Here is a 25,875-nt window from a genome sequence, read left to right as displayed (position 1 = left end):
AGCGTCTTCAAAAGGATGGTTCTGCGGGACGTGAGTCGATTTTTAACCCTCGGAGAAGCCCACATGCAACGCCAGAACTCTCGCCGTTTTACCCTGAAGGCACTTACCGCTGCCGTCGCCCTGACCACCTTGGCCGCCGTGCCTGCGTTCGCCGCAGACACCATCAAGGTCGGTATCCTGCACAGCCTGTCCGGCACCATGGCCATTTCGGAAACCGTGTTGAAAGACACGGTGCTGATGGCCATTGACGAAATCAACGCCAAAGGTGGCGTGCTCGGCAAGAAGCTGGAGCCTGTGGTGGTCGACCCCGCGTCCAACTGGCCCCTGTTTGCTGAAAAAACCAAGCAACTGCTGACGCAAGACAAGGTTGCCGTGATCTTCGGCTGCTGGACGTCGGTATCGCGCAAATCCGCTTTGCCAGTGCTGGAAGAATTGAACGGCTTGCTGTTCTACCCCGTGCAGTACGAAGGTGAAGAGCTGTCCAAAAACGTGTTCTACACCGGTGCAGCGCCTAACCAGCAGGCCATTCCCGCTGTGGACTACCTGATGAGCAAAGAAGGCGGCGGCGCCAAGCGTTGGGTGTTGCTGGGCACCGACTACGTGTACCCCCGTACCACCAACAAGATCCTGCGCGCCTACCTGCACAGCAAGGGTGTGAAGGACACGGATATTGACGAGAAGTACACACCGTTTGGCCACAGCGATTACCAAACCATCGTGGCTGACATCAAGAAGTTCTCCGCTGGTGGCAAGACCGCTGTGGTGTCCACCATCAACGGTGACTCCAACGTGCCTTTCTACAAGGAACTCGGCAACGCCGGCCTGAAGGCCAAGGACGTACCAGTCGTTGCCTTCTCCGTGGGTGAAGAAGAGCTGCGCGGCGTGGACACCAAGCCGCTGGTGGGCCATCTGGCTGCCTGGAACTACTTCATGTCGATCAAGAACCCGACCAACACCGAGTTCATCAAGAAGTGGTCTGACTACGCCAAGGCCAAGGGCATCGCCGGTCACAAAGACAAGCCTCTGACCAACGACCCGATGGAAGCGACCTACATCGGTATCAACATGTGGAAGCAAGCGGTGGAGAAAGCCAAGTCCACCGACGTGGACAAGGTCATTGCTGCAATGTCTGGACAGACCTTCAAGGCACCAAGTGGCATCGTTTCCAAGATGGACGAAAAAAACCACCATTTGCACAAGTCGGTGTTCATCGGTGAAGTCAAAGCCGATGGTCAGTTCAACGTGGTGTGGAAGACGCCCGGCCCTGTGAAAGCCAAGCCATGGTCTCCCTACATCGAAGGCAATGACGTCAAGCCTGATGAGCCTGTCAAGAAGTAAGGCGAAGGCAGGAAGAGGCTAAGTTTGTTTAGCCAAAGCCGCCACTGCCTGTTCGGGCCGTGGCGGCTTGTTTTATTTACCCGGAGAAGTTGGCGTATGCCAAAACGACTATTTCATGTGCTGGCCATCGCTATTGTTTTGATAGCTACCCGCGCCCAGGCGCTGACGGCCAACGAGGCAAAAGCCATGGCAGTGGGCGAGGGCGATGCGCGCATCGAAGCCCTGCGCGCCGCCGTGGCAGGTGCCGATGCCAACACCGTGCGCTTTTTGCAGGCGCTGGCTGACGACGCCGTGAAGGTGATGGGCGACCGCCCCGTGTTGGTGGTGGATGGCATGGGCGTGGACCCCGTGACCAACGCCGAAGTAGTGCTGACCGACAGTGCCGAAGATGTGATGAACAACAACCGCATGCGCGGTGAGCTGGACACCGCGCTGGCCGCGGTGAAGCTGCTCTCTACCGATGTGAAAGTGCGCCGCGATGCGGTGAAGACCCTGCAGGGCGAGGTGGACGAGAGCAAGCTGCCACTGATCGAGAAGGCGCTGGCCGCCGAGACCGTGCCCGACATCAAGGAACAAATCACCCTGCTGCGCGCAGCCGCGCTGCTGGGCAGCACCGACACGGCCAAGCGCCTGGAGGCCGCCGGCTCGCTGGGCGAGAGTGCGCTGGCCGCCACCAAGACGCTGCTGGTGGAGCGCCTGGCGGTCGAGACTGACGGTGCGGTGAAAGCGGCGCTATACAAGAGCCTGCGCGCGCTGGAATCGCGCCTGGCCTGGGGCGACCGCCTGGGCGCCATCTTCAGCGGCATCAGCCTGGGCAGCATTCTGCTGCTGGTGGCGCTGGGCCTGGCCATTACCTATGGGCTGATGGGCGTGATCAACATGGCCCATGGCGAACTCATGATGATTGGCGCTTACGCGACCTACGTGGTGCAGGGCCTGTTCCAGAAATACCTGCCCGGTGCGTTTGATTGGTACCTGCTGGCATCCTTGCCCGTGGCTTTCATGGCCTCGGCCCTGGTGGGTGCAGCGCTGGAGCGCGGGGTGATTCGCTTCCTCTACGGCCGGCCGCTGGAAACCCTGTTGGCCACCTGGGGCATCAGCCTGATGCTGATGCAGCTGGTGCGCACGATCTTTGGCGCGCAGAACGTGGGCGTAGAAAACCCCAGCTGGATGAGTGGTGGCGTGCAGGTCATGGGCAACTTGTCCCTGCCCTACAACCGCCTGGTCATCGTGGGCTTTGCCTTTGCGGTGTTGCTGGGCGTGTGGTTTTTGATTGAGAAAACCCGGCTGGGCCTGTTTGTGCGCGGCGTCACGCAGAACCGCCCCATTGCCTCGTGCATGGGCGTGAACACGGCGCGCATCGACACCTATGCGTTTGCGCTGGGCAGCGGCATTGCGGGCCTGGCCGGTTGCGCGCTGAGCCAGGTGGGCAACGTGGGGCCTGACCTGGGGCAGGGCTACATCGTGGACTCGTTCATGGTGGTGGTGCTGGGTGGGGTGGGCCAGTTGGCTGGCACGGTGTATGCCGCGCTGGGTCTGGGTGTGCTCAACAAATTCCTGGAAGGCTGGACCGGTGCCGTGCTGGCCAAGATCGCCGTGCTGGTCTTCATCATTATTTTTATCCAGAAACGTCCCCAAGGCATCTTTGCCATGAAGGGCCGGAGCGCAGAAGCATGAGTACCTCCCCCGTTCCTACTCTCGTTCTACCGTCGCCCCAACCCCTGCTGAGCCGCAGCGGCTGGGGTGCTTGGCTGGGTGCCCTGGTCGTGCTGTGCGCGCTGGTGCCGGTGCTCAACCTGCTGGTGCCGGTGGGCAGTGTGTTCCACCTGAGCGACTTTGCAGTGGGCCTGGTGGCCAAGATCATGTGCTACGCCATCTGCGCGCTGGCCATGGACCTGATCTGGGGCTACACCGGCATTCTCAGTCTGGGCCACGGCGTGTTCTTTGCGCTGGGTGGCTACGCCATGGGCATGTACCTCATGCGCCAGATCGGCCTGGACGGCAACTACAAGAGTGCCTTGCCGGACTTCATGGTGTTTCTGGACTGGAAGACCCTGCCCTGGCACTGGACCTTCTCGGGCAGCTTTGTTGCCACGCTACTGTTTGTGGTGCTGGTGCCCGGCCTGGTGGCGCTGATCTTCGGCTTCTTCGCATTCCGTTCACGCATCAAGGGCGTGTACTTCTCCATCATCACCCAGGCCATGACGTTTGCGGCCATGTTGCTGTTCTTCCGCAACGAGACCGGTTTTGGCGGCAACAACGGCTTCACCGATTTCAAGCGCATTCTGGACATCCCCATTGCCACCACCAGCATGCGCATGACACTGTTTGTGTTGACGGCCGCCACGCTCTTAGGTTTTTTCCTGATGGCACGCTGGCTGGTGAACAGCAAGTTTGGCCGTGTGCTGCAGGCCGTGCGCGATGCGGAAACCCGTGTGATGTTCAGCGGCTACAACCCGATTGGCTACAAGCTCACCATCTGGGTCATCTCGGCCATGATGTGCGGCGTGGCCGGCGCGCTCTATGTGCCGCAAGTGGGCATCATCAACCCCAGCGAAATGAGCCCTGCTAACTCGATCGAGATCGCCATCTGGGCTGCAGTCGGTGGGCGGGCCACGCTGATTGGCCCGGTGGTGGGGGCCTTTATTGTCAACGGTGCCAAGAGCTGGCTGACCGTGACCTACCCCGAGTTCTGGTTGTACTTTCTGGGCGCGCTGTTCATCGGTGTGACCCTGTTCCTTCCTGATGGGGTGGTGGGCTTGATCAAGAAACTCAAGGGGGGCAAAGCATGACTCCCGACCTGTTGGAACAAGGCGCCAAGCGCGTGCAAGAACATATGGCCGCGCTGGCGGCCCAGTCCGGCCAAACCGAATCGGGTGGCCGCGCGGCGGGCTTTTCGCGCGTGGCCAAGGCCGGCGAGGTGGATGTCACCCACGGCCGCATCCTGTATCTGGAAGACGTGAGCGTGAGCTTTGATGGTTTCAAGGCCATCAACAAGCTGTCGCTGGACATTGCACCTGGCGAGCTGCGCTGCATCATCGGGCCCAACGGCGCGGGCAAGACCACGATGATGGACATCATCACCGGCAAGACACGGCCTGACTCGGGCACCGTGTTCTTTGGCAGCACCATTGACTTGCTGCGCTTCAAGGAAGCCGAGATTGCACAGCTGGGCATTGGCCGCAAGTTCCAGAAGCCCACGGTGTTCGAGCAGCTCACCGTGTTTGAAAACCTGGAGCTGGCGCTGAAGACCAACAAAGGCGTGAAGGCCTCGATGTTCTTCAAGCTGGACTCGGCGCAGAGCGACCGTCTGGCCGAGGTACTGCACACCATCCACCTGGCCGATAGCGTGGGCCGCTTGGCGGGCAACCTGAGCCATGGGCAAAAGCAATGGCTGGAGATCGGCATGCTGCTCATGCAAGACCCCAAGCTGCTGTTGCTGGACGAGCCCGTGGCCGGTATGACCGACGAAGAAACCGAGCGCACGGCCGAGCTGTTCCTCACGCTCAAGGGCAAGCACTCCTTGATGGTGGTGGAGCACGACATGAGCTTTATCCGCACCATCAGCGACATCGTCACCGTGCTGTGCGACGGCTCGGTGCTGGCGCAAGGCACGCTGGACCAGGTGCAGTCGGACGAACGCGTCATTGAAGTTTATTTAGGCCGCTAAGGCTGCACCGCTATGTTGAAGATTCAAAACGTCAACCAGTACTACGGCGGCTCCCACATCCTGCGCGATGTGAGCCTGGAGGCCGAAATCGGCAAGGTCACGGTCGTCCTGGGCCGCAACGGTGTGGGCAAGACTACGTTGCTCAAGTCCATGATGGGTCTGGTGCCCATCAAGTCCGGCAGCATCGAGTTCGATGGCAAGCCCATCCAGAAGCTCACGCCCTACGAGCGGGCGCGCTTGGGCCTGGGCTTTGTGCCGCAGGGCCGCGAAATCTTTGCGCGCCTGACGGTGGAAGAAAACCTGCGCATGGGCTTGGCCTACAGGAGCGCCGGCACGCCCATCCCGCCCGAGTTGTTTGAGCTGTTTCCGGTGCTCAAACAAATGTTGAACCGCCGTGGGGGCGACCTCTCAGGCGGACAGCAGCAGCAGCTGGCCATTGCACGTGCTTTGGCGGCTGGCCCGAAGGTGCTGATTTTGGATGAGCCCACCGAAGGCATCCAGCCCAGCATCATCAAGGACATCGGTCGCGTGATTCGCATGCTGGCGGACCGCGGCGACATGGCCATCGTGCTGGTGGAGCAGTACTACGACTTTGCCCAGGACTTGGCTGACGACTACGTGGTGATGGAGCGGGGTGCGGTGTTGGCACGCGGCAAGGGCGACAACATGGAAATTGACGGCGTGCGTGCCCTCGTGGCCATCTAGGTAAGGATAGGCGGAGGCGCTTCGGGTGGTACCCGCTTGCCCGTGCGCAGCGCCAGGCCACCGGCCTGTCGCCGCTGCTCGCCTAGCGATGCGCGGCTGATGACCGGGCCGCACAAGACCCGCAACTCGTTGACCAGGCCCTGCAAATGCGCCTCTTCCTTGACCTTGCCGCTGTGTTTTTGCAGCAGCTGGTAGGCGTTCTCGGCCAGACGCGCGTTCATGGTTTCCTTGCCATGCAAGATCAGGTTTTTGACCGCAGCGGTGGGGTCGCCAGCCAGGCTGAGCGTCATGGCCGCTTCGGTGTACTCCAGCACCTGGGTTTGGGCCGTACGGATGACGGCCTGGTACGGGGGGTAGGCCAGTGCACTGGCGGCCAGCAGCTCCGTGATGGAGCGGTTGCTGCAGAAGCGCTTGGCGAGGGCCTCTACCACGGAGGCCACCTCATCGAGCTGGATGGCCTTGCGCGCCAGGTGGGACACCAGGGTGACCAGGTTACTGGCGGACTCAAAGTCAAACTGCGGTGTCTGCACGGCCCGGGCCATGTCCCGCACCGCGTTCAGCGAGGGCCCAAACTGCTGCTGTTGGATCAGGCTGAGCACATCCACCACGGCCGACAGGCGTAGCAGCCGCACGTTGTCCGGGTCCTTGTCGATGAGCCGCAAAAAATCATCCTGGCAGCGCTGCAATCCTTTGCGGTCGTTGCTCTCCAGGCGCGTGAAGGCCAGCAGCACCAGGCTCTGGCTGTCGAACATCTTGGACTCGATACCCAGGCGCACCGTCTTGTCCAGCAGGCGCTCGGCATCTTCGTGGTTGCCTGAGTAGTAGGTCATCATGGCCAGGTTTTGCACGCGGCTCACGGAGGCCGGTGTCAGGGTGGAGGCCATCTTGTAGGTCTCCAACGCCTTGTCAAAACGGCCCAGCTCGAAGTAGGCGCGGGCCATCACGTCATAGGCATCGGCGTAGCTGGGGTCGTCGTTGATGAGGTTTTCCAGCGTGCCCGTGGCCTGGTTGATATTGCCTGCCTCCAGCTGCGCGCGGGCCACGCCCAGGCGCGCCCAGGGCAGGGTTTTGGCCGCAATCACGGCCTTGTACAGCACCTGTGCTTCGCCATGGCGCCCTAGGCGCAGCAGCAGTTCGGCGCCCACGCGGGCGGCGTACAGCCAGAACTGGCCGCGGGACTCGAAACGGTCCATGCACATGGCGGCAGCTTCTTCAAAGCGCTCTTCCTCGATGGCGCTGAAAATGCCCTGCAGCGAGACCTTGCGGGTGCGCGCCGCAGCCAGGCGTTCGCCCAGGTGGATGGCTTTGTGGGGCTTGAGCAGGTAGCCGTCCAGCGCGGACTCGGCCGCCTCGGCCACCTTGGCGTAGGTGGCCTCGCCGGTGATCATGATGAAGATGGTGGAGAACGGCAACAGCTGGTTGCGCCGCAGGTCGTCCAGCAGGTCCTGGCCCGACATTTCATCGGTGGCGAAGTGCTGTTCACACAGCACAAAGTCAAAGCCCCGGTATTCCAGTTGCTTGCGCGCATCGATCGGGCGGGCCGCCTGGGCCACGGTGGCAACACCAAAGTCCCGCAACTGCGATACCAAGATGGAACGCGACGTAGGGTTGCCATCCACGACCAGGGCGGTGCATTCAGAAAAGTCAGTATCTAGCTCTGCCATCGCTCCCATTATGGGCGCAGTGCACCCGGAATGGGCGCTGTCACATGGACCAGATTCTGGGGTCTGCGGCGCTGAGCGCCCAGGCCTCGGCGCGCCAGGCGCGGCGGATGCCGCGCAGCAGCTGCATGGCGGGTTCTACCGTGGGGGCCAGGGCGCGCACCACCACCACGCGCGGGTTGGGGCTGGTGGTGCCCACGCTGCGTGCCAACGGGTGGCCTTCGGTGGCGTGCCGCGCAATGTCCAGCAAGGCTTCCTTACGCGGTCGTGTTAGCGGGCTGCCGCTGGCAAAAAATAGGGTTGCCAGGCAGCGTTGGCCGTCCAGCCCGGCAGGGCTTTGCATCAGGCGCTGGTCTTGTGCGTCAATGCGCCCGCGCTCCAGCCAGACGTCGGGGATCTCGATGTGTTGCTCCAGCTGGCCCCGCGTGAACGGCAGATTCGCATGGGGCAGGCCCAGCGCGGTGATGTCCCAGCCCATGCATTCGGCGCTGGGGGCCAGCTGCAGCTGCAGCTGGTTGCGGGCCTGGCAGGCGTCGTAGCAGATGGCCTCCAGGGGCAACCATTCCAGGCGCGCACCGTCGTCCAGCGTCAGACGGCTGTGCTGCGTGGCCCAAGGGCCCTCCGACCGGTAGAAACGAGTGGCCCCGGGCGTGGTGATGAGGGCGTGCGAACCGGCCTCGGCATGCACGGTGATGGACAGCGTGTCTCCACCGACCAGACCGCCAGGGGGGTGGACCAACACGTTATGGCAGGTGGCGTCGCCCTCGGGGTACAGGCTTTGCAGAATGCGCAGCGGGCCGTTGTGCACATGGCGGGCCACAGTGCGACCCGACTCCAGACGGTAGCGCAGATCGAGCTGGGCGTGCCACACCATCCTAGTGCGCCACCATCATGTGTTTTGCGAGCCGCGGTGTGCCCAGCCGGTGGTGTGTTTTTCAATCGCGCTGAACAGCTCGTACATCACCATGGCCATGGCCCCGACCACGACCAGACCCGAGAACGCCAGGCCCATCTGCATGGCCGAGCCCGCGCTGATCAGCAGGTAGCCAATGCCTTCGTTGGCGGCGGTCATTTCGGACACCGTGGTGCCCACAAAGGCCAGCGTGATGGCGACCTTGAGCGAGCCGTAGAAGTAGGGCATGGAGCGCGGCAGGCCGACCTTCACCAGCACGTCCCATCGCTTGGCACCCAACACGCGTAGCACGTCTTCCAGTTCCGGCTCCAGCGTGGCCAGGCCGGTGGCGATGTTGACCATGATGGGGAAGAAGCTGATGAGGAAAGCGGTGAGGATGGCCGGGCCCACACCAATGCCAAACCACACCACGAGGATGGGCACAAAAGCCGCCTTGGGCAGGGCGTTGAAGGCCGTCATGAGCGGGTACACCGCGGCATACGCCAGGCGCGAGCTGCCAATCAAAAAACCCAGCATGACACCAACCACGATGGCGATACCGAACCCAGCCATGGTGACCCAGTACGTGCGCCAAGCATGGGCCGCGATGATGCCTTTGAATTCCCAGAACTGGGTCCAGATGCGCCAGGGGCTGGGGAAGATGAATTCAGACACATCAAAGGCCGAGCACAGGATTTGCCACAGCACGACCACGGTCACCAAGAGCAACCAAGGCGACCATTGTTCTACTTTTTTATGGTTCATGGAGAGGCTTTATTGGTGAATGGCAGCGCCAGTCTTGCGCATGGCACCAATGTGCCCGCGCAGCTCGTGCACGATGTCGGTAAATTCTTTGGTGTAGGTGATCTCCAGGTCGCGCGGGCGCGGCAGCTCAATCTCTTTCTTCACCACAAAGCGGCCTGGGCTCTTGCTCATCACATACACCGTGTCGGCCAAAAATACGGATTCACGCAGATCGTGCGTGACCAGAATCACGTTGAATTGCTGCTCGGTCCACAGGTCGCGCAGGATGCACCACAGCTCCTCGCGCGTGAACGCATCTAGCGCGCCAAAGGGCTCGTCTAGCAGCAGCATCTTGGGCTCGTGGATCAGCGCGCGGCAGATGCTGGCGCGCTGCTGCATGCCACCCGAGAGCTGCCAGGGGAATTTGTCTTCGTAACCCGCCAGGCCTACCTTTTGCAACAGCTTGCGGGCGCGTTCTTCGTATTCCTTGCGCTTGGCCTTGAAGCTGCTGCGGTAGGGCTCCACGATTTCCAGTGGCAGCAGCACGTTGTCTACCGTGGTGCGCCACGGCAGCAGCGAGGGTGCCTGAAACGCCATGCCCGAAATTTTGAGTGGCCCCGTCACCGGCTGGTTGTCGATCAGGATCTTGCCCATGGACGGCATCTTCAGGCCGGTAGTGAGCTTCATGAAGGTGGACTTGCCACACCCCGAAGGGCCGACGATGGCAATGAATTCGCCCTTGCGCACCTTCAGGTCGATGGCCTCGACCGCGAAGTGACTCTGCTTGAGCAACTCCTCGTTGTAGGCCAGCCATACATCCTGAAAATCGACAAACCAGGGGGAGACGGATGCGCTCATGACTTATTTCTTAGGCAGGACATCCAGGGCCGCTTTGGAGGGAAGGAAGCTGCCGTTCCACACCACGTCGGGGTTCACGCGGCTCTTGGTGTTGAACGCGTCCGATACCTGTGAGGCCATCAAGGACAGGCGGGGGCCGTTGATCTGGCCAAAGCCTTCGGCGCGTGCATTGGCGCTGTTGATGGCGGTGTCGATGGCCAGCTTCAGGCGGCGGGTTTCGAGTTCGGTGTTGATGATGCCGTCACGGGCCTTCACGTCCTCAATGGCCGCGGCGGGGTTGCCAATCACATCCTTCATGCCTTTGGCAAACGCGGCCAGGAAGGCTTTCACCGCGGCGGGGTTTTCTTTCAGAATCTTGGGCGAGGCAATGATGGCGTTGCCATACAGCTTCACGCCATAGTCAGGGTAGGGTAGCACCACCACGTCTGTAGCTTTGACGCCACGGGCTTCCAGGTTCAGCAGTGAGGTGAAGGTGAAGCCGGTGATGGCGTCCACGTCGCCGCGGGCCAGCATGGTTTCACGCAGGGGCGGGTCCATGGCGGTCCACTGCACGCCGCTGATGTTGTTGGCCTTGGCAAAGATAGGGAAGGCGCGGCGGCCGGCATCAAACACCGGAGCACCTAGCTTCTTGCCATTCAGGTCCGCTGGGCTCTTGATGCCCGACTTTTTCAGAGCCATGACGGATGCGGGCGTGTCGTTGTAGACCATCATGATGGCCACAGGCTTGTTGGGTGCATCGGCGTTGTTGGCGTGGAATTCCATGAGCGCTGCCAGGTCGGCAAAGCCCATGTCGTAAGCACCCGATGCCACACGGGTCACGGTGCCGCCGGAGCCGTTGCCCGCATCAATGGTGACGTCGAGCTTGGCGTCCTTGAAATAGCCCTTGGCGGCGGGGGTGAGGAACAAAGCCGCGGGGCCTTCAAAGCGCCAGTCCAGCTGGAACTTGATGGGGGTGACCTGGGCCAGGGCCGTGCCGGCTGTCAGGGCAGCTGCCGCGAGGGCCACGGCGTGCAAGAAATAGCGCTTTTTCATGAAGGTTCCTTGGGTTCAACAGACAGAAGTTAACACGCAAGAAGGATGCCCAATTCAGGGGCATCTCTTCATAAAAAACTTGACCCCTACAATCTTCAGGGGCATGCTAAGTTTGAACATTTTGGCGACTTTTGAACCGACTGATCAAAACAGCCCGAAGACTCAGCAATACAGAGGATGAATGGATGATCAGCGCAAGCATGCAAAGTGACGTCGGGCATCTGGTCCTGACGCGGCTGCGTATGGCGTACCAACGGGTAACGCTTTCTATAGTTTCCAGTCTGCTGGTGTCATCGCTAGTGGTGGTCGCCTTGTGGCCGGCCGTTGCCCGGCAGGGGCTACTGACCTGGCTTTTTGTCCTGTGGTCGATCCTGGGGGTTCGCTACCTGTTCGCCCGTCGCTTTTTGAAGCTGGGCCCAAGCGCCAGCGCCGAACCGAACAAGTGGATCACTGGCTACGTGATCGGGGCGGCCGCCACGGGGTTGTGCTGGGGGCTCACTGTCTTTTGCTTCCCCGAGTCGCCGCGGGATCAAACCACCCTTCTGCTGGTCTTCGTGATTGCGGGGGTCAGCGCATTTGCCAGCGCGACCATGGCATCGATCCCACAGGCATCCAGCGCATTCATGCTGTCTTCTTTGTTGCCAGTTGCTCTGTGGTTATTTTTATTTGACCAGCACAGCATGACTTTGATCGCGCTGGTTTATCTGGGGTTGATGCTGCTGCTTTCGCACCAAGTTCATGACGCCGTGCTTTCTTACGTGGTGTCGAACCACCAGAACAAGGAATTGACGTCGACGGATCAGGAGCGCGAAGCGCGCTACCGTGCCCAAAGCAATCTGCTGCATTCTGTGATGGAAAGCGCATCCGACGTGAGCGTTTGGGCACTTGACCGTGACTACCGCTACCTGATGTTCAATGCTGAACACACGAGAAGCTCAAAATTGAGAGGAGTGGATATTGCCATCGGGATGAGCGCGATCGATATCGTCGAGCGCGAGGAATTCAGGGAGTTTTTCCGCCATGGATTCGGGCCTGCGTTGGCGGGTCACAGTCTCTCCGTGGAGACAAGGGAAGCAGTCGTGCAAGAGGGCACCACGACCTACGAATACTATGAACACCACGGTTCGCGAATTTGCAATGATGCAGGCGAAGTCGTCGGGCTGAGCATCTTTTCACACAACATTACCGAGCGCAAGCGCTTGGAGCATGCGCTAGAGGACTCGCGCAACTTTCTCAGCAAAGTCATCAATTCCATCTCCGACAACATCTCCGTCAAGGACAGTGAGCATCACTGGATACTGCTGAACGACACGTGTTGCGCCATGCTCGGCCATCCCCGCGAAGCATTGCTTGGCAAGTCTGATTATGATTTTCTGCCCAAAGAGCAAGCTGACGTGTTCTGGGAAAAAGACGATCTGGTGTTCAAGTCAGGCCAAATCAACGTCAATGAGGAGGCTCTCACCGGTGCGGATGGCAATACGCGCTACCTGCTAACCCAAAAATCCCCTTTCACGTTTAATGATGGACAACGGTATGTTGTTGCCATCAGTCGTGACATCACCGAGCGCAAAGCAATTGAAAAAGCTTTGGCTGACAGCGAACACATGCTGCAAGATGCCCAGCGCATTGCCCATGTCGGCAGTTGGGATGTGGATTTGGTGAACGATAAGCTCGTTTGGTCGGATGAGATTTTTCGTATTTGGGAAATCGACAAGACGAAATTCAAGGCGGACTTCGCGGCATTCGTCGATACGGTGCACCCGCAGGACAGGGAGCGCGTAACGCAGGCCTACAACGAAGCCATTGGCAACCACTCGCTCTACGAAGTCGAGCATCGCCTGTTGTTCCCGGATGGAAGGGTCAAATACATCCTGGAGCAGGGTGAGCCGCAATACGATGCGCAGGGAAAACCTGTGCGCTTTATTGGCACATCGCTGGACATCACTGAGCGCAAACGCCTGCAGAATGAGTTGGTTGAGCGTGAGCGAGAGTTTCGTTCGCTGGCGGAAAACCTGCCGGACAATATTGCGCGCTGGGATGTGGATGGGCGCTATTTATATGTGAACCCCGTCCATGAACGAACGCTGGGCCTTGCTGCAAGCGATCTCATCGGCAAGCCGCTCCCCGATACGCACGGGCACGTCAAGGCGGCCGTCGCACAGGTTGTTGCAACCGGGCAGATGGTGGAACTTGTGCGTCAATCCGCCCTGGTCGATGACGAGATTCAATTCCACGAAGTCAGCCTAGTACCGGAGTTCGATGCCGAAGGTCGTGTCGTCAGCGTGCTGGGGTTAGGGCGCAATATGACGGAGTTTTACCGCATGCAGCAGGCTGTGGTTGAACGCGAGCGTGAGCTTCGCGCATTGGCCGAGTCTTCGCCGGGCATGATGGGGACGTTCTATTCGCGCCCGGACGGTTCGATATGCATGCCCTATGTCTCTCCGAAGATCGAAGAACTGTTCGGCCTGCGGCCGCAAGACGTTGTGAACGACGCAACGCCGCTTATGGCGATGACCCATCCAGACGACGCGCGGCGAGTGGCGGATTCGATTGCTGAGTCGGCTGGCAACATGACAACCTGGCACGAGGAGTACCGGGTCATTCACCCCACGCGCGGTGAGCGTTGGATGGAATCCAACACCCATCCTGAGCCACATTCGGACGGCGGCATCGTCTGGTACGGCTATGTGCATGACATCACCGAACGCAAGCGGGCGCAGCAGCAACTGGAGCTGCTCGACCGCGCAATTGATATGTCAGCAGATGCCATTTTCATGATCGACGAACAGCTTCGCTTCAACTATGTGAACGAAGCCGCTTGCCGTGCACTGGGCTATAGCCGCGAAGAGCTGATGACTATGGGGCCTTGCGACATTGACCCGGACATACAACGCGAAGTGTTATTGAAAATAATGTGGGAGTCTCCGATCGGTTTGATGAACATCATTGAGACACGTCATCGGACCAAAGACGGTCGAACCTATCCGGTCGAAATTTGCGGTGTGCAGTTTGAAGAGGGTGGGGCAAGGTTCGGCCTGACCGTAGCGCGCGACATCACCGAGCGCAAGCACACAGAGCGCGCACTGCGGGAAAACTTTGACCAAATCACTGCGCTCAATCGGACTCTGGAAGAAGCAGCCCGCGACATGGAGCAACAGGCCGAAACACTGAAGGCTTCCAGGGCGCAACTTCAGAGAACCGAAGCCTGGTACCGCGGCATTCTGCAATCAGCACCAGACGGCATGCTGGTAGTGAGTGAACAAGGGACCATTACGTTGGTGAATGCGCAGCTTTGCCGGATGTTTGGTTATGCAGATGACGAGCTGATCGGCCAGCCGATTGAGACACTGGTTCCACCACAAGCCAGCGGTGAACATGTGGCTCTTCGCAACGGCTTTATCCGTGGGCCTTCGAAGGGCAGAAAGATGGGGGGAGATGCTGCCAAGCTGAGAGGTCGTCGTAAAGATGGCAGCGAATTTTTCGTGGACATTTCCCTGTCCCGTCCGCCCAGCATCGATGACGGTGCAGGGGCGATTTGCGCAGCCATACGCGATGTCACTGAGCAGCGGCGTCTGGAGACGGCGTTGGCCGAGCGCGAGCATGAGTCGCGCACCCTGATCGAGAACACACCAGACACCATCGCCCGTTACAACCGCGATCGCATCCGTGTCTTTGCGAATCAGGCCTTGGCGAACGGCATCGAAGGCGGCTTGGAAGCTGCACTTGGCAAAACCCCCGCCGAGGTTCCTGGTGGCGAGCAATCCAAGATCTACGAGGAAAAATTGCGTGAAGTTCTTGCAACGGGTGTCAACACCGAATTTGAGTTGACCTGGGTGAGCAAGAGTGGACAAGATCTGAGCAGCCATATCCGCCTCACAGCGGAGTTTGATGCCAACGGCACCGTGGCCACCGTGCTGGCTGTGGGACGCGATATCACTGAGCTGAACAACTTCCGCCAGAAGATTCATCAGATGGCGTTTTATGACAATCTGACCGCGTTGCCAAACCGCGCCCTGTTCAACGATCGCCTGCATCAGGTGCTTCACGATGCAGAATGGCACGGCCAACTGGCTGGAGTGATGCTGCTGGATTTGGACCGCTTCAAGGCCATCAACGACTCGTTGGGCCACCCCGCCGGCGATGCCCTGTTGCGCGAAGCTGCACTTCGACTGACCTTCTGTGTGCGCACCTATGACACCGTGGCTCGTCTGGGCGGGGACGAGTTCGCCATTTTGTTACCCGATATCCGCAGCGGCGATGACCTTGGGCGAGTGGCCAGCAAAATTCTTACGGCATTCAATGAACCGTTTTTACTGGAGGGCACCGAAGTGTTCGTGTCTACCAGCATCGGCATTGCGGTGTACCCCGATGACGACATCGATCCGAATGGGCTGATCAAGCAGGCCGATTCGGCCATGTATTTCGCCAAGCGCTCCGGTCGCAACAATTTCCGCTTCTACTCCAAAGACCTCACCGCCAGCGCGGACGAAAAACTGTCGCTGGAATCAGAATTGCGCCGTGCGCTTGAACGCAACGAGTTGGAGCTGTATTACCAGCCCAAGGTTCGCTTGGGCGACAACATGCTGGTGGGGTCAGAGGCGTTGCTCCGCTGGAACAATCCGCAGCGGGGCATCGTGCCACCGAATCAGTTCATCTCGATTGCCGAGGACAGCGGACTGATCATCGAAATTGGCCAGTGGGTTCTGCGTGACGCGTGTCGCACTGCCTGCGATTGGAACGGTGCGGAGAAGCCCCTACATAAGGTCGCCATCAACCTGTCGGCGCGCCAGTTCCAGTCCCACGACCTGGTTAGTACGGTGCGCGGTATTCTCGAAGAAACCGGTTGCCAGCCGCAGTGGATTGAGTTAGAGATCACCGAGAGCCTGTTGCTTGACGAGCAGGGCCAAGTGTTGGAGATGCTGAAAAGCTTCAACGCCATGGGCGTCACCATCGCCATCGACGATTTCGGCACCGGTTATTCATCACTGAGCTACCTGGCACGCTTCCCGATCAACACGCTGAAAATTGACCGCTCGTTCATCGGTAGCCTCACCACAGAGCATTTCCGTGCAGAGCTGGTGAAGGCGATTCTTTCCATTGCACGTTGCCTGGGGCAAGAGGTGGTGGCCGAAGGGGTTGAGACGCTGGAGCAGGCGGCGTTCCTGCAGGCCCATGGGTGCCAGGTTGCACAGGGGTATCTCTACAGCAAGCCGGTGCCCAAAGCGGAGTTTCAGGCCCTCGACTTCGTCAAACGGTGACGGGCTGACTTTCGGGAATTTTGTGCGATGTCCCTGGGACTTAGTTCAAGGTTGCAGCAAGTCCAGCAGCGTGCGCGCCACCACCTTGGTTGCCTTGCGCAAATCGTCCAGGCTCACACGCTCGTCGGCACGCTTGGCATGCGACTCCAGCACGGTGCGCGGGCCGGCGCCATAGATCACGCCCGGAATATCGCGTTCGGCGAACAGGCGCACATCGGTGTACAGCGGCGTGCCCATGGCGGGAATGGGCTCGCCAAACACGGCGTGCCCATGCTTTTGCAGCGCGTCCACCAGCGGTTGGTTGCCCGGTAGCGGCTGCATGGAGTTGGCGAGCAGCAGGCGCTTGATATCTACGGTGATACCGGAGCAGGCCGCAGCCGCATCGGCGATCACTTGGCGAATGTTTGCCTCCACCTCAGTGGGGTTTTCCTCGGGGATCATGCGGCGGTCCAGCTTGAGCACCACCTTGCCGGGGACCACATTGGTGTTGGTGCCGCCTTCGATGCGGCCCACGTTCAGGTAGGGGTGGGTGATGCCCTCTACCGCGGATGTCACCTGCTTGTACAGCGCGTTCTGTGCATAGAGCGCGTTGAGGATGTGCACCGCACCTTGCAGCGCGTCCACGCCGGTGTCGGGAATGGCGGCGTGCGCCATCTTGCCGTGCACGGTCACTTCCATTTGCAGGCAGCCGTTGTGTGCGGTGATGACCTGGTAGGAGAAGCCGGCGGCCAACAGCAGGTCGGGTTTGGTCAGGCCTCTTTCCAGCAGCCAGCCCGGGCCGAGTTCGCCGCCGAATTCTTCGTCGTAGGTGAATAGCAATTCCACCGCGCCCTTGAGCGGCAGGCGCAGCGATTCGAGTGCGCGTACGGCAAAGGTGTAGCTGGAAAAGTCACTCTTGCTGACTGCCGTGGCACGGCCGTACATGTTGCCGTTGGCAACCTCGCCGCCATAGGGGTCATGGGTCCAGCCCTCACCAGGCGGCACCACGTCGCCGTGGGCGTTCAGGCCGATAGTGAGGCCGGGGCCATACGCGCGACGTACCACCAGGTTGGTGATGCTTTGCATGCCAGCTGCGGCTACATCGGCAGCGGGCACGGTGTGCTTTTCGGCGGTGATGCCCATGGCGGCCAGCAGTTCCGCGGTGCGTTCAGCGTGTGGGGCATTGTTGCCTGGTGGCGTGTCGGTGGGGACGCGTACCAGCTCTTGCAGAAAGCGTACCTGTTCGTCAAAGTGCGCGTCAATCCAGGTGTCGAGTTGGTCGTAGGCAGTGGTCATGGTGGGGTGGTCTCAGGCTTGCGCAGCCAGTTGTTCGAGCAGATGGGAGAAGGCGTCGACCGCGAGTTGCATGTCGTCGCTGGTGCTGGATTCCAGCGGGTTGTGGCTGATGCCGGAGTTCAGGCCGCGCACAAACAGCATGGCCTGCGGCATGACGGTGTGCAGCTTCATGGCGTCGTGGCCCGCACCGCTGGGCATGCGGTGCAGGGGCACGCCCAGCGCAGTCACCGCGGCTTGCCAGCGTTGTTGCCAGGCCGGTGTGCTGGGCGCAGCACTGGCCTGCATGGTCTGCGTCAGGTTGTAATGCAGACCACGGCGTTCGCAGATCAGGCGCAGGCCGGTGAGGACTTTTTCTTCCAGCGCATCGCGTTGTGCATCGGACGGTGCGCGCAAGTCCAGCGAAAACTGGCAACGTCCCGGCACCACATTGATGGAGCCGTTGGGAACGTTCAATTGCCCAACGGTACCCACCGAGTCGCCGTCTTGTGTGGCCAGGTGCTCTACCAGCAATACCAGTTCGGCCACGGCGGCGGCGGCATCGCGCCGCTGACCCATGGGCGTGGTGCCCGCATGGCTGGCCATGCCGATGACCTCACCCACATAGCGCACGCTGGCGTTGATGGAGGTCACCACACCCAGAGGGATGTCCAGCGCATTGAGCACCGGGCCCTGCTCGATGTGCACTTCCACAAAGCCCAGGTAATCCGCGGGATTGCGGCGGATGGCCGAAATGGCATTCACATCCAGCCCGGCATGCGCCATGGCCTCGCGCATGGAAATGCCGTCGGCGTCCACCTGGTCCAGCCAGGCAGGGTCAAAGTCGCCGGTCAGCGCGCCCGAGCCCAGAAAGGTGGCCTTGTAGCGCTGGCCTTCTTCTTCGGCAAAGCCCACCACTTCGAGCGCGTAGGGCAAGCGCTTGCCCTCGGCCTTCAGGGCCTGCACGCAGGCCAGTGGCACGTAGATGCCCAGGCGGCCGTCGTACTTGCCACCGTTTCGCACGGTGTCGTAATGACTGCCAGTGAGCAAAGATTTAAGTGTTTTAGGCTCGTAGCCCCCGTCGTCATTGCGCAACAAGCTATCACTTTCGTAGCGCCCCACCACGTTGCCGACGGCGTCAATGACGGCGCTGTCGCAGCCTGCGGTCAGCATGTCGGCCTGAATCTGGCGCGCGCAGGCACGGTGCGCATCGGTCAGGTAGGTGACGGTGAGCTGGCCCAGCTCGGCGTAGCCGGGGTCGGTGTGCTGGGCCAGTGTCTCCTGCCAGTCCCACACCTGGTGGCCCTGGGTGGGGGTGTAGCCAAACTTGTCGTTGAGGCGTATCTCGGCAATGCGGTGCACGTTGCGCAGGCACTCCGCCAGCTCAAACTCGGGGTGGCCCTGCACGCGGCGCTCCAGCGTGGCGATGATCTCGGCTTTGGACAGGCCGGTGCCGCGCGGGCCGCGCACAGCCAGGATGAAGGGGAAACCAAAGCGCGCGTTGTACTGCGCGTTGAGCTGCTGGATCTTCTCGAACTCGGCGGGTGTGCAGTGCGTCAGCCCGGCCTTGCTTTGCTCGTTGGTGCTTTCGGTCGTCAGGCTGTTGTCCACCATGGCCTTGCCGGCCAACTCGGGGTGGGCGCGCAAAAGTGCCAGCTGCGCATCACGCCCGCCATTCGCCACTTCCTGCACCATGGCGTATTTGAGCTGGGCCAGCGAGACAAAGGGGCGCTTGGCCAGGGCGGCGCGCGCAATCCAGGGCGAGTGTTCGTAGAGGCCGTCCAGCATCGCGGCAGCATCGTCCAGCGTGGCGCGGTTGAGTTGGTCCAGGGTGATTGGTGTCGGCATGGTGTTCACCCGGCGTAAGGATGGGTGGCTTTCCAGTGCCGCGCAATGTCAATGCGCCGCGCCACCCACACGCGCTCATGCTGGCCAATGTGGTCCAGAAAGCGCTGCAGCGCGGTGATGCGCCCCGGGCGGCCCAGCAGCCGGCAGTGCATGCCGATGCTCATCATCGACGGGCGGTTCAAACCATTGGGATCGCCTTCGGCGTACAGCGCGTCAAAGGTGTCTTTAAGGTACTGGAAAAATGGGTCCGCGTGCGAATAGCCCTGGGGCAGGGCGAAGCGCATGTCGTTGCAGTCCAGCGTGTAGGGCACGATGAGCTGGGGCACCACGCTGCCGTCGGTCTTCTGCACCTTCATCCAGAAGGGCAGGTCGTCGCCGTAGTAATCGCTGTCATACGCAAAGCCGCCGTAGTCGGCCACCAGGCGGCGCGTGCGCGGGCTGTCGCGGCCGGTGTACCAGCCCAGCGCGCGCTGGCCGGTGAGTTTTTCGATCGCGGCCATGCCTAGCTGCATGTGTTCGCGCTCGGTGGCTTCGTCGATGTTTTGGTAGTGGATCCAGCGCCAGCCGTGGCAGGCAATCTCGTGGCCCAGCTCTACCAGGCGGCGCGTTAGCTCGGGGTGGCGCTCCAGCGCCATGCCCACGCCAAACACCGTGAGCGGCAGGCCGCGTTTTTCGAACTCACGCAGGATGCGCCACACGCCGGCGCGCGAGCCGTATTCGTAAATGCCTTCCATGCTGATGTGGCGGTCCGGGTAGCTGGCGGGGTTGAACATCTCCGAGAGGAATTGTTCGGAGCCCGTGTCGCCATGCAACACGCTGTTTTCGCCGCCTTCCTCGTAGTTCAGGACGAATTGCACGGCCACGCGGGCCTGGCCCGGCCATTGCGCATGCGGCACGTGCTCGCCATAGCCAATCAGGTCACGGGGGTAGGGCTGGGTGCTGTCGTAGGTGGTCATGGTGTGGCTGTCGGTGTGAGGGTGAGGGCGGCTTCCACGTGGTGCAGGTGCGCGTCCATCAGTTGCAGGGCCAGGGCCTCGTCGCGCGCTTCCAGCGCGTTCACGATGGCGGTGTGTTCTTCGTGCGAATGCTCGGCCGCCGCGCTGGACTGGTACATCAGCGTGATCAGCGCGCAGCGCGAGAGCAGATCCATCATCAGCAAGGCCAGTACCTCATTGCCCATGAGCTGGGCCAGGCGCACATGAAAGTCGCCCAGCAGCTCGGTGCGGCTGGTGATGTTGCCTTCGCGTACGGCCTGTTGTTCTTCGACGATGTGGGCACGCAGCGCCTCAATGTGGTGGGGAGTGACGCTGGGGATGAATGCACGGAGCATGCCCGCTTCCAGCATGCGGCGCACCGCAAACACCTGGCGCGCTTCGGCCACAGAAGGGGCCGAGACAAACGCCCCGCGCGCAGGCTCCATGCGGATCAGCCGGTTTTGCGATAGCTGGAACAGCGCCTGGCGGATCAGCGTGCGCGAGACACCAAACTGGTCGGCCAGTTTTTGTTCGCCTAGTTTGGCGCCGGGCTGCAGCCGGTGCTCCACGATGGAGCGAGTGATGGCCTCGACGATGAAACTGGTGGTGGTGGGCTCCATGCGGGCATGATACCGAGAATGCCGAAAAGTGTATACACTTTGGATTTTTCAGCGAAAGGCAGCGCCATGGGCTTGAGCACACACGTACTGGACACCATGCACGGCACGCCTGCAGCAGGCATGACCGTGGCGCTGTACACCACACAGGCTGGGCCGCAAGGCGAGACTGCCACGCTAGTGAAACGCTTTGTGCTCAACGCCGACGGCCGCAACCCGGATGGCCCGCTGTACGACAACGCGAGCTTGAAGACGGGCACCTACCGGCTGGTGTTTGATGTGGCGGGCTACTTCAAGGCCCGCAACGTGGCCTTGCCCGAACCGAATTTTCTGAACCAAGTGAGCCTGGACTTTGGTGTGGCCCATGTAGACCAGCACTACCACGTGCCGCTCTTGGTGAGCCCCTGGAGTTATTCCACCTACCGCGGCTCCTGAGGGTTGGCTACAACTGTCCTTCGGTCAAGGTATCCAATTGAAAACGCCCGCTTTTGTGCCACAGCCAGGTGTCGGTGTAGGTCACCTTGCCCATGCGCACCGGTGCGGGAAAGGGCGCGGCCATGCGCACCGAACGTTCAATCTCGGCCATCACCTCGGGAACATGGCTGGGTGCGCGCATCCAGCGGATGTCGGTCACGTAACCCTGGCGGTCAATGTCCACCTGCAGCACACCCACCGCGTAGAGCAGCGGCGGCAGCTTGCCGGACCAGATGCGATCGGTGTTGCGTGCATAGAGGTGGGTAGCGGCGTCACGCCGGTAGTCGCGCGGCGACAGGGCCTGCGACACCAGCAGGGGAATATCCTGTGGGGGCGGAACCATCACAACGGGAGCGGATGGTGGCGTGGGGGCGGTGGCCACAGGGGGCGGTGCTTCACGCTTGGTGGCACAGCCAGCCAATATGCTGGCCAGAGCGATGCCAGCGCTCCAGGCCAACCAGGTGCCGCGCTTCCAACGGGGCGCGCGGGCGGTGTTGTTCAATTCCATCATGGGTCTCCAATCGGGTCTGTGCCCGCGTGCTGTGGAGCAAATTATGGCCCCGATTGGATGCATGTTTGCGACAAAGGTATCTGTTTGTGAACGCCCTGCAGTCCCTCGCCAGCGTGCTGCGGCAGACCGATGCCGTGCTGGTCAGCGTGCAGTCCAGCCGCGGCTCGGTGCCGCGCGAGGCCGGCGCCTGGATGGCCGTGTACGCACAGGGCACGGTGGGCACGATTGGAGGCGGGCGTCTGGAGCTGGACGCTGTTGCGCAGGCGCGTAACCTATTGTTGCAAAGCCCGGCGCCCGCGCCGCACACCGAGCGTTATGCGCTGGGCCCCAGCCTGGGGCAGTGCTGCGGCGGCGAGGTGCATTTGCAGTTTGAGCGCGTAGGCGCTGCCGACATCCCTGCGCTGCAGCAACGGCTGCGCCCGCCACATTGGCCCGTGGCGCTGTTTGGTGGTGGCCATGTGGGCCGCGCGCTGGTGCAGGTGCTGGGCACCTTGCCCATGGATGTGCGCTGGATCGACAGCCGCGACGAAATATTCCCAGACCCGGTGCCTGAGACCGTGCAGTGCGAGCACTCCGACCCGGTGCAGGGCGCGGTGGCCACGCTGGCGCCGCAGTCCTGCGTGCTGGTCATGAGCTTCAGCCATGCCGAAGACCTGGACATCGTGGCCGCCTGCCTGACGCGCCAGCGTGCGCAGGGCGATCTGCCCTACATCGGCCTGATCGGCAGCCGTACCAAGTGGGCGACCTTTCGCAAGCGCCTGCAGGCGCGCGGTTTTTCTGAGGCCGAGTTGGACCACGTCACCAGCCCCATCGGTGTGCCCGGCATTGCCGACAAGCGCCCCGAGGTGATTGCGGTGGCCGTGGCGGCCCAACTCTTGCAAGTGACATCAATCTAGGAGAACACCCGCATGGAAAGCTATTTACTCGACTGGGCCAACCTGCTGTTGCGCTGGGTGCACGTCATCACCGCGATCGCCTGGATTGGCTCTTCGTTTTACTTCGTGTTTCTGGACAGCAGCCTCACCCCGCCCGAAGACGAAGATTTGAAGAAGCAGGGCGTGAGCGGCGAGCTCTGGGCCGTGCATGGCGGCGGGTTCTACCACCCGGTGAAATTCGCCAGCGCGCCGCCCAAGCTGCCGGCGCACCTGCACTGGTTTTACTGGGAGAGCTACAGCACCTGGCTGACCGGCTTCTCGCTGTTCACGGTGTCCTATTTGTGGAATGCGGGCACCTACCTGATCGACAAGTCCGTCATGAACTGGCACCCGCATGCCGCCATCGCCGTGGCCATCGGGTTCCTCGTCGTTTTCTGGTTGGCGTATGACGTGATCTGCCGCTTGTTCGGTCAGCGCAAAAACGGCGATGCCATTGTCGGCCTGGGTGTGGCTGTGCTGGTGTGCATCGCATCGTGGCTGGCGTGCCACTGGTTTGCCGGGCGCGCGGCCTTCCTGTTGGTGGGCGCCATGATGGCCACCACGATGACGGCCAATGTGGCGCACTGGATCATCCCGGGCCAGCGCAAGATGGTGGCCAGCATCAAGGCCGGGCTGCCGGTGGACCCCATCCACGGTTGGCGCGGCAAGCAGCGCAGCGTGCACAACACCTATTTCACGCTGCCCGTGCTGTTTGCCATGCTGAGCAACCACTACAGCTTCACCTACAGCCACCCGCAGAACTGGCTGGTGCTGATCGTCATGATGTTTGCGGGCGCCGCCATTCGCCAGTTCTTCGTGCTGCGCCATGGCTTCAAGCTGGGCCGCAACGGCCACCCTTGGCCTTATGCGCTGGCCGGCGTGGTCGCCATTGTGGGTGCGCTGGTTTGGCTCAAGCCTGCGCCACCTGCGCAAGGCGCTATAAATTCAGGAGCTGTTAGCGCAGTGAATACGGGGGCTACAGCCCAATTTGGCTATAAAGAGCTGCAACCCATCCTGGCCCAGCGCTGCTATATGTGCCACGGTGAGGCGGTGCAGATGAAGAACGTGCGCCTGGATTCCCCCCAAGGTGTGGCCGCCCACGCGCAGGCGGTGTACCAGCAGGCTGTGGTCACCAAGATCATGCCCATGAACAACGCGACCAACATCACCGAGGCCGAACGCGAAGTAATTGCGCAGTGGTTTGAGGCGGGAGCGAAGGTCGACTAAGGCCTGGGCGTGGTGTCGCCCTGTTGGGCTGGCCACGTCATCGATTTGAGGCGGCCGTCTGCGCCCATATGCAGTTGGTGGACGGGGCGCCCGGCGAACACCGTGGTGCGTAAATCGTTCATCACTTCTTGTGCGCCGCCAAAGGGTACAAACAAATCCACAATCCAAACTTGCTCCCCCGACTGCCAATCCGAGGCGGTCAACTGGTGCGGGGCCGCGCTATAGCGTTGTGCTACGGGCTCTGACAACGTGGCCCACGACACGTAGGCAATGGGGGAGTCATCCCGCATATAGAGCTTGGCTTGGTCCAACACCAACGCGGGCATGACACGCCACTCCAGTTCACTCAACAGGGTGTGGCGTGTTGCCGTTTGCTGCATCATCAGCCAGCCAACGGCACCTAGCAAGGGCAACTTGCCGACCACACGTTGCGCTTGTTTTTTGAGCAGTGCGGCAAAGTCTGCTAACTCCGAAGAACTCATCGCTTCGTTGGGGGAGCCTTCTTTTTCAGTGGGCTGAGAGGTATTCATCGCGTCAATTCCTTATGGGGATTTTTATAGTTTGCTGTTGCCAGCAGCCAAAAACTGATCTAGCGAGGCCAGATCCTCCTGGGTCAGGGCTCCGGCTGCCGCTTTGAGTTTCAAGTGCTGAATGGCAGTCTCTGCATGCGCTTTGGACAGGTCGCGCAGGGAGGCATACAACTGCTGCTCTGCATTGAGAACATCGGGGGTGATCCGGGTGCCAATGCGAAGCCCGATCTTGTTCGACTCCACCGCATTTCGTCCCGCCTCGACTGCGGTTTGCAGGGCCACAATTTGTGCCTGCCCGCTCACGATGCCGGCATAGGCCTGGCGCACCTGGTTGGCCACCGTGCGGCGCGTGAGCGTCAGTTCATCCTGTGCCTTGTCAGCCAAGGCCAATGCCTCGCGCACACGCGATTGCGTTGCACCTCCCGCATACAAAGGAATGTTCAGTTGAAGTCCTGCTTGGTTTGAACTCACATAGGTTGTCAAATCGGCGGGAGAGCTCAAAGACCCCGAGCTGTAATTCGTTGCCCTGCTGAGAACCAAATCCAACGTGGGCAGATGGGCCGCCTCACTTTTGGAAATTTCTTTATTTGCTACATCCAGTGCCGCTTGCTGTGCCTTGATCTGCAGATTTTGTGCATCTGCTTGGGCAAGCCAATCCGCCAGCGATTTCGGCGATGGAGTTGGCGGCGCGTGGTGCAGCCCCCCAGAAGGGGTGGATACAGGCTCTCCCAGTATCTTCTCCAGCTCCGCACGCTTGTTTTCCAGCTCTTGGTTGGCTGCCGCACTTTGCGCTTGGCTCTGGGCCCACTTGGTTTTGGCTTCATGCACATCGGTGATGGTTCCCGTTCCTACCGAATAGGTTCGTTGGGCCAGAGCCAGTTGTTCATTCAAAGCCGTCAGCTGCGATTGCATCACCTCCGTGCTTTCCGTTGCAACCAGCAGATCCAGATACGCCTGAGACACGCGCAAGACCAAATCTTGCTCGGCCAGGGAGAACTGGGCGATCGCCTGGCGTGTGGCGGCATCTGCTTGTTGGTAGCCCACCCAGTTGGCCCAGCGGATCAGCGGTTGGGTGAGTTGCGCATTCCATGACCATGACTGCACATCGCGATCGACGGCGTCGGCCCCTGCAAACGATGCGGTGCCAAACTGGCGGTTCTTGTTAGCGCTCAAACTCACTGCGGGCAACAACCCTGCGCGCGCTTGTGGCAACTTCTCCATCGCAGCCACAAACGCCTTGCGGGATGCCTGGTACTGCGCATCTTGTTCCTTCGCCTTCTCATAGACGGCGATCAAACTTTGCGAAAAAGCGGGACAGGCTCCCGCCATCAGATGCAACCCTATGAGCCCGCCCACGATGCGAGGCAATTT

The 25,875-nt window shown here is 61.0% G+C and carries 21 protein-coding genes; 9 read left to right on the top strand and 12 right to left on the bottom strand.

All coding sequences use genetic code 11. From position 1 onward, the window contains the following. Nucleotides 1-63: 63 nt before the first annotated feature. The 5 genes from urtA to urtE all read left to right on the top strand — a co-directional run bounded on the left by urtA (nucleotide 64) and on the right by urtE (nucleotide 5,713). On the top strand, nucleotides 64-1,338 hold the full coding sequence (gene urtA, locus J2X15_RS17830) for an urea ABC transporter substrate-binding protein (RefSeq protein WP_310345370.1): 1,275 nt from the start codon (nucleotides 64-66) through the stop codon (nucleotides 1,336-1,338). A 96-nt stretch (nucleotides 1,339-1,434) separates the two neighbouring features. After that, nucleotides 1,435-3,015 (top strand): urea ABC transporter permease subunit UrtB, encoded by a 1,581-nt coding sequence (gene urtB, locus J2X15_RS17825; RefSeq protein WP_310345368.1) that lies wholly within the window; start codon nucleotides 1,435-1,437, stop codon nucleotides 3,013-3,015. Then, nucleotides 3,012-4,130: an urea ABC transporter permease subunit UrtC gene (gene urtC / locus J2X15_RS17820; protein WP_310345366.1), complete on the top strand. Its 1,119-nt coding sequence runs from the start codon at nucleotides 3,012-3,014 to the stop codon at nucleotides 4,128-4,130. Before urtB ends, urtC begins: the two co-directional genes overlap by 4 nt. Then, nucleotides 4,127-5,008 (top strand): urea ABC transporter ATP-binding protein UrtD, encoded by an 882-nt coding sequence (gene urtD / locus J2X15_RS17815; RefSeq protein WP_310345364.1) that lies wholly within the window; start codon nucleotides 4,127-4,129, stop codon nucleotides 5,006-5,008. Before urtC ends, urtD begins: the two co-directional genes overlap by 4 nt. 12 nt (nucleotides 5,009-5,020) lie before the next feature. After that, on the top strand, nucleotides 5,021-5,713 hold the full coding sequence (gene urtE / locus J2X15_RS17810) for an urea ABC transporter ATP-binding subunit UrtE (RefSeq protein WP_310345361.1): 693 nt from the start codon (nucleotides 5,021-5,023) through the stop codon (nucleotides 5,711-5,713). Here urtE and J2X15_RS17805 read toward each other — a convergent pair. The 5 genes from J2X15_RS17805 to J2X15_RS17785 are packed head-to-tail and all read right to left on the bottom strand — an operon-like array spanning nucleotide 5,710 to nucleotide 10,900. Further along, nucleotides 5,710-7,377 (bottom strand): tetratricopeptide repeat protein, encoded by a 1,668-nt coding sequence (locus J2X15_RS17805; protein ID WP_310345358.1) that lies wholly within the window; start codon nucleotides 7,375-7,377, stop codon nucleotides 5,710-5,712. The genes urtE and J2X15_RS17805 overlap by 4 nt on opposite strands. A gap of 40 nt (nucleotides 7,378-7,417) precedes the next feature. Beyond that, nucleotides 7,418-8,248 carry an urease accessory protein UreD gene (locus J2X15_RS17800; protein WP_310345355.1) on the bottom strand — a complete coding sequence of 277 codons (831 nt, stop codon included), beginning with the start codon at nucleotides 8,246-8,248 and terminating at the stop codon, nucleotides 7,418-7,420. A gap of 15 nt (nucleotides 8,249-8,263) precedes the next feature. Next, a complete protein-coding gene (locus tag J2X15_RS17795; RefSeq protein WP_310345353.1) occupies nucleotides 8,264-9,031 on the bottom strand; it encodes an ABC transporter permease in 768 nt (255 codons plus the stop codon). Nucleotides 9,032-9,040: 9 nt separating this feature from the next. Continuing rightward, complete coding sequence (locus J2X15_RS17790) at nucleotides 9,041-9,868, bottom strand: ABC transporter ATP-binding protein (RefSeq protein WP_310345351.1); 828 nt, start codon at nucleotides 9,866-9,868, stop codon at nucleotides 9,041-9,043. A gap of 3 nt (nucleotides 9,869-9,871) precedes the next feature. Next, complete coding sequence (locus J2X15_RS17785) at nucleotides 9,872-10,900, bottom strand: ABC transporter substrate-binding protein (protein WP_310345350.1); 1,029 nt, start codon at nucleotides 10,898-10,900, stop codon at nucleotides 9,872-9,874. Between the two features lie 131 nt (nucleotides 10,901-11,031). On the opposite strand from J2X15_RS17785, the gene J2X15_RS17780 reads away from it, so the two are divergent. After that, nucleotides 11,032-16,158, top strand: coding sequence for a PAS domain S-box protein (locus J2X15_RS17780; protein WP_310345348.1), 5,127 nt, complete (start codon nucleotides 11,032-11,034; stop codon nucleotides 16,156-16,158). Nucleotides 16,159-16,203: 45 nt separating this feature from the next. On the opposite strand, the gene J2X15_RS17775 is transcribed toward J2X15_RS17780, so the two are convergent. The 4 genes from J2X15_RS17775 to J2X15_RS17760 are packed head-to-tail and all read right to left on the bottom strand — an operon-like array spanning nucleotide 16,204 to nucleotide 20,851. Next, entirely contained in the window at nucleotides 16,204-17,433 is a 1,230-nt protein-coding gene (locus J2X15_RS17775; protein WP_310345346.1) for a M20 family metallopeptidase, read from the bottom strand. 12 nt (nucleotides 17,434-17,445) lie between these two features. Then, nucleotides 17,446-19,257, bottom strand: a complete 1,812-nt coding sequence (gene uraD, locus J2X15_RS17770) for a 2-oxo-4-hydroxy-4-carboxy-5-ureidoimidazoline decarboxylase (RefSeq protein ID WP_310345344.1) — start codon at nucleotides 19,255-19,257, stop codon at nucleotides 17,446-17,448. A gap of 5 nt (nucleotides 19,258-19,262) precedes the next feature. Next, complete coding sequence (gene puuE, locus J2X15_RS17765) at nucleotides 19,263-20,213, bottom strand: allantoinase PuuE (protein ID WP_310345342.1); 951 nt, start codon at nucleotides 20,211-20,213, stop codon at nucleotides 19,263-19,265. Beyond that, on the bottom strand, nucleotides 20,210-20,851 hold the full coding sequence (locus tag J2X15_RS17760) for a GntR family transcriptional regulator (RefSeq protein WP_310345340.1): 642 nt from the start codon (nucleotides 20,849-20,851) through the stop codon (nucleotides 20,210-20,212). Before J2X15_RS17760 ends, puuE begins: the two co-directional genes overlap by 4 nt. Before the next feature lie 66 nt (nucleotides 20,852-20,917). Here J2X15_RS17760 and uraH point away from each other — a divergent pair, with 66 nt between their 5' ends. Then, nucleotides 20,918-21,283 carry a hydroxyisourate hydrolase gene (uraH, locus tag J2X15_RS17755; RefSeq protein WP_310345338.1) on the top strand — a complete coding sequence of 122 codons (366 nt, stop codon included), beginning with the start codon at nucleotides 20,918-20,920 and terminating at the stop codon, nucleotides 21,281-21,283. 7 nt (nucleotides 21,284-21,290) lie between these two features. Here the strand turns inward: uraH and J2X15_RS17750 are convergent, their stop codons facing one another. Continuing rightward, nucleotides 21,291-21,833, bottom strand: a complete 543-nt coding sequence (locus tag J2X15_RS17750; RefSeq protein WP_310345336.1) for an energy transducer TonB — start codon at nucleotides 21,831-21,833, stop codon at nucleotides 21,291-21,293. Nucleotides 21,834-21,919: 86 nt separating this feature from the next. Here J2X15_RS17750 and xdhC point away from each other — a divergent pair, with 86 nt between their 5' ends. After that, nucleotides 21,920-22,729 carry a xanthine dehydrogenase accessory protein XdhC gene (gene xdhC / locus J2X15_RS17745; protein ID WP_310345676.1) on the top strand — a complete coding sequence of 270 codons (810 nt, stop codon included), beginning with the start codon at nucleotides 21,920-21,922 and terminating at the stop codon, nucleotides 22,727-22,729. Between the two features lie 12 nt (nucleotides 22,730-22,741). Continuing rightward, nucleotides 22,742-23,974, top strand: coding sequence for a urate hydroxylase PuuD (locus J2X15_RS17740; RefSeq protein ID WP_310345333.1), 1,233 nt, complete (start codon nucleotides 22,742-22,744; stop codon nucleotides 23,972-23,974). Here the strand turns inward: J2X15_RS17740 and J2X15_RS17735 are convergent. Together J2X15_RS17735 and J2X15_RS17730 are read right to left on the bottom strand one after the other, a co-directional pair. Continuing rightward, nucleotides 23,971-24,504: a toxin-activating lysine-acyltransferase gene (locus J2X15_RS17735; RefSeq protein WP_310345330.1), complete on the bottom strand. Its 534-nt coding sequence runs from the start codon at nucleotides 24,502-24,504 to the stop codon at nucleotides 23,971-23,973. The genes J2X15_RS17740 and J2X15_RS17735 overlap by 4 nt on opposite strands. A 24-nt stretch (nucleotides 24,505-24,528) precedes the next feature. Beyond that, nucleotides 24,529-25,833 carry a TolC family outer membrane protein gene (locus J2X15_RS17730; RefSeq protein ID WP_310345674.1) on the bottom strand — a complete coding sequence of 435 codons (1,305 nt, stop codon included), beginning with the start codon at nucleotides 25,831-25,833 and terminating at the stop codon, nucleotides 24,529-24,531. Nucleotides 25,834-25,875 lie beyond the last annotated feature (42 nt).

This window comes from Rhodoferax saidenbachensis (assembly GCF_031457975.1).
Taxonomy (GTDB): Bacteria; Pseudomonadota; Gammaproteobacteria; order Burkholderiales; family Burkholderiaceae_C; genus Allorhodoferax; species Allorhodoferax saidenbachensis_A.
This window is presented reverse-complemented; position numbering and strand designations above follow the sequence as displayed.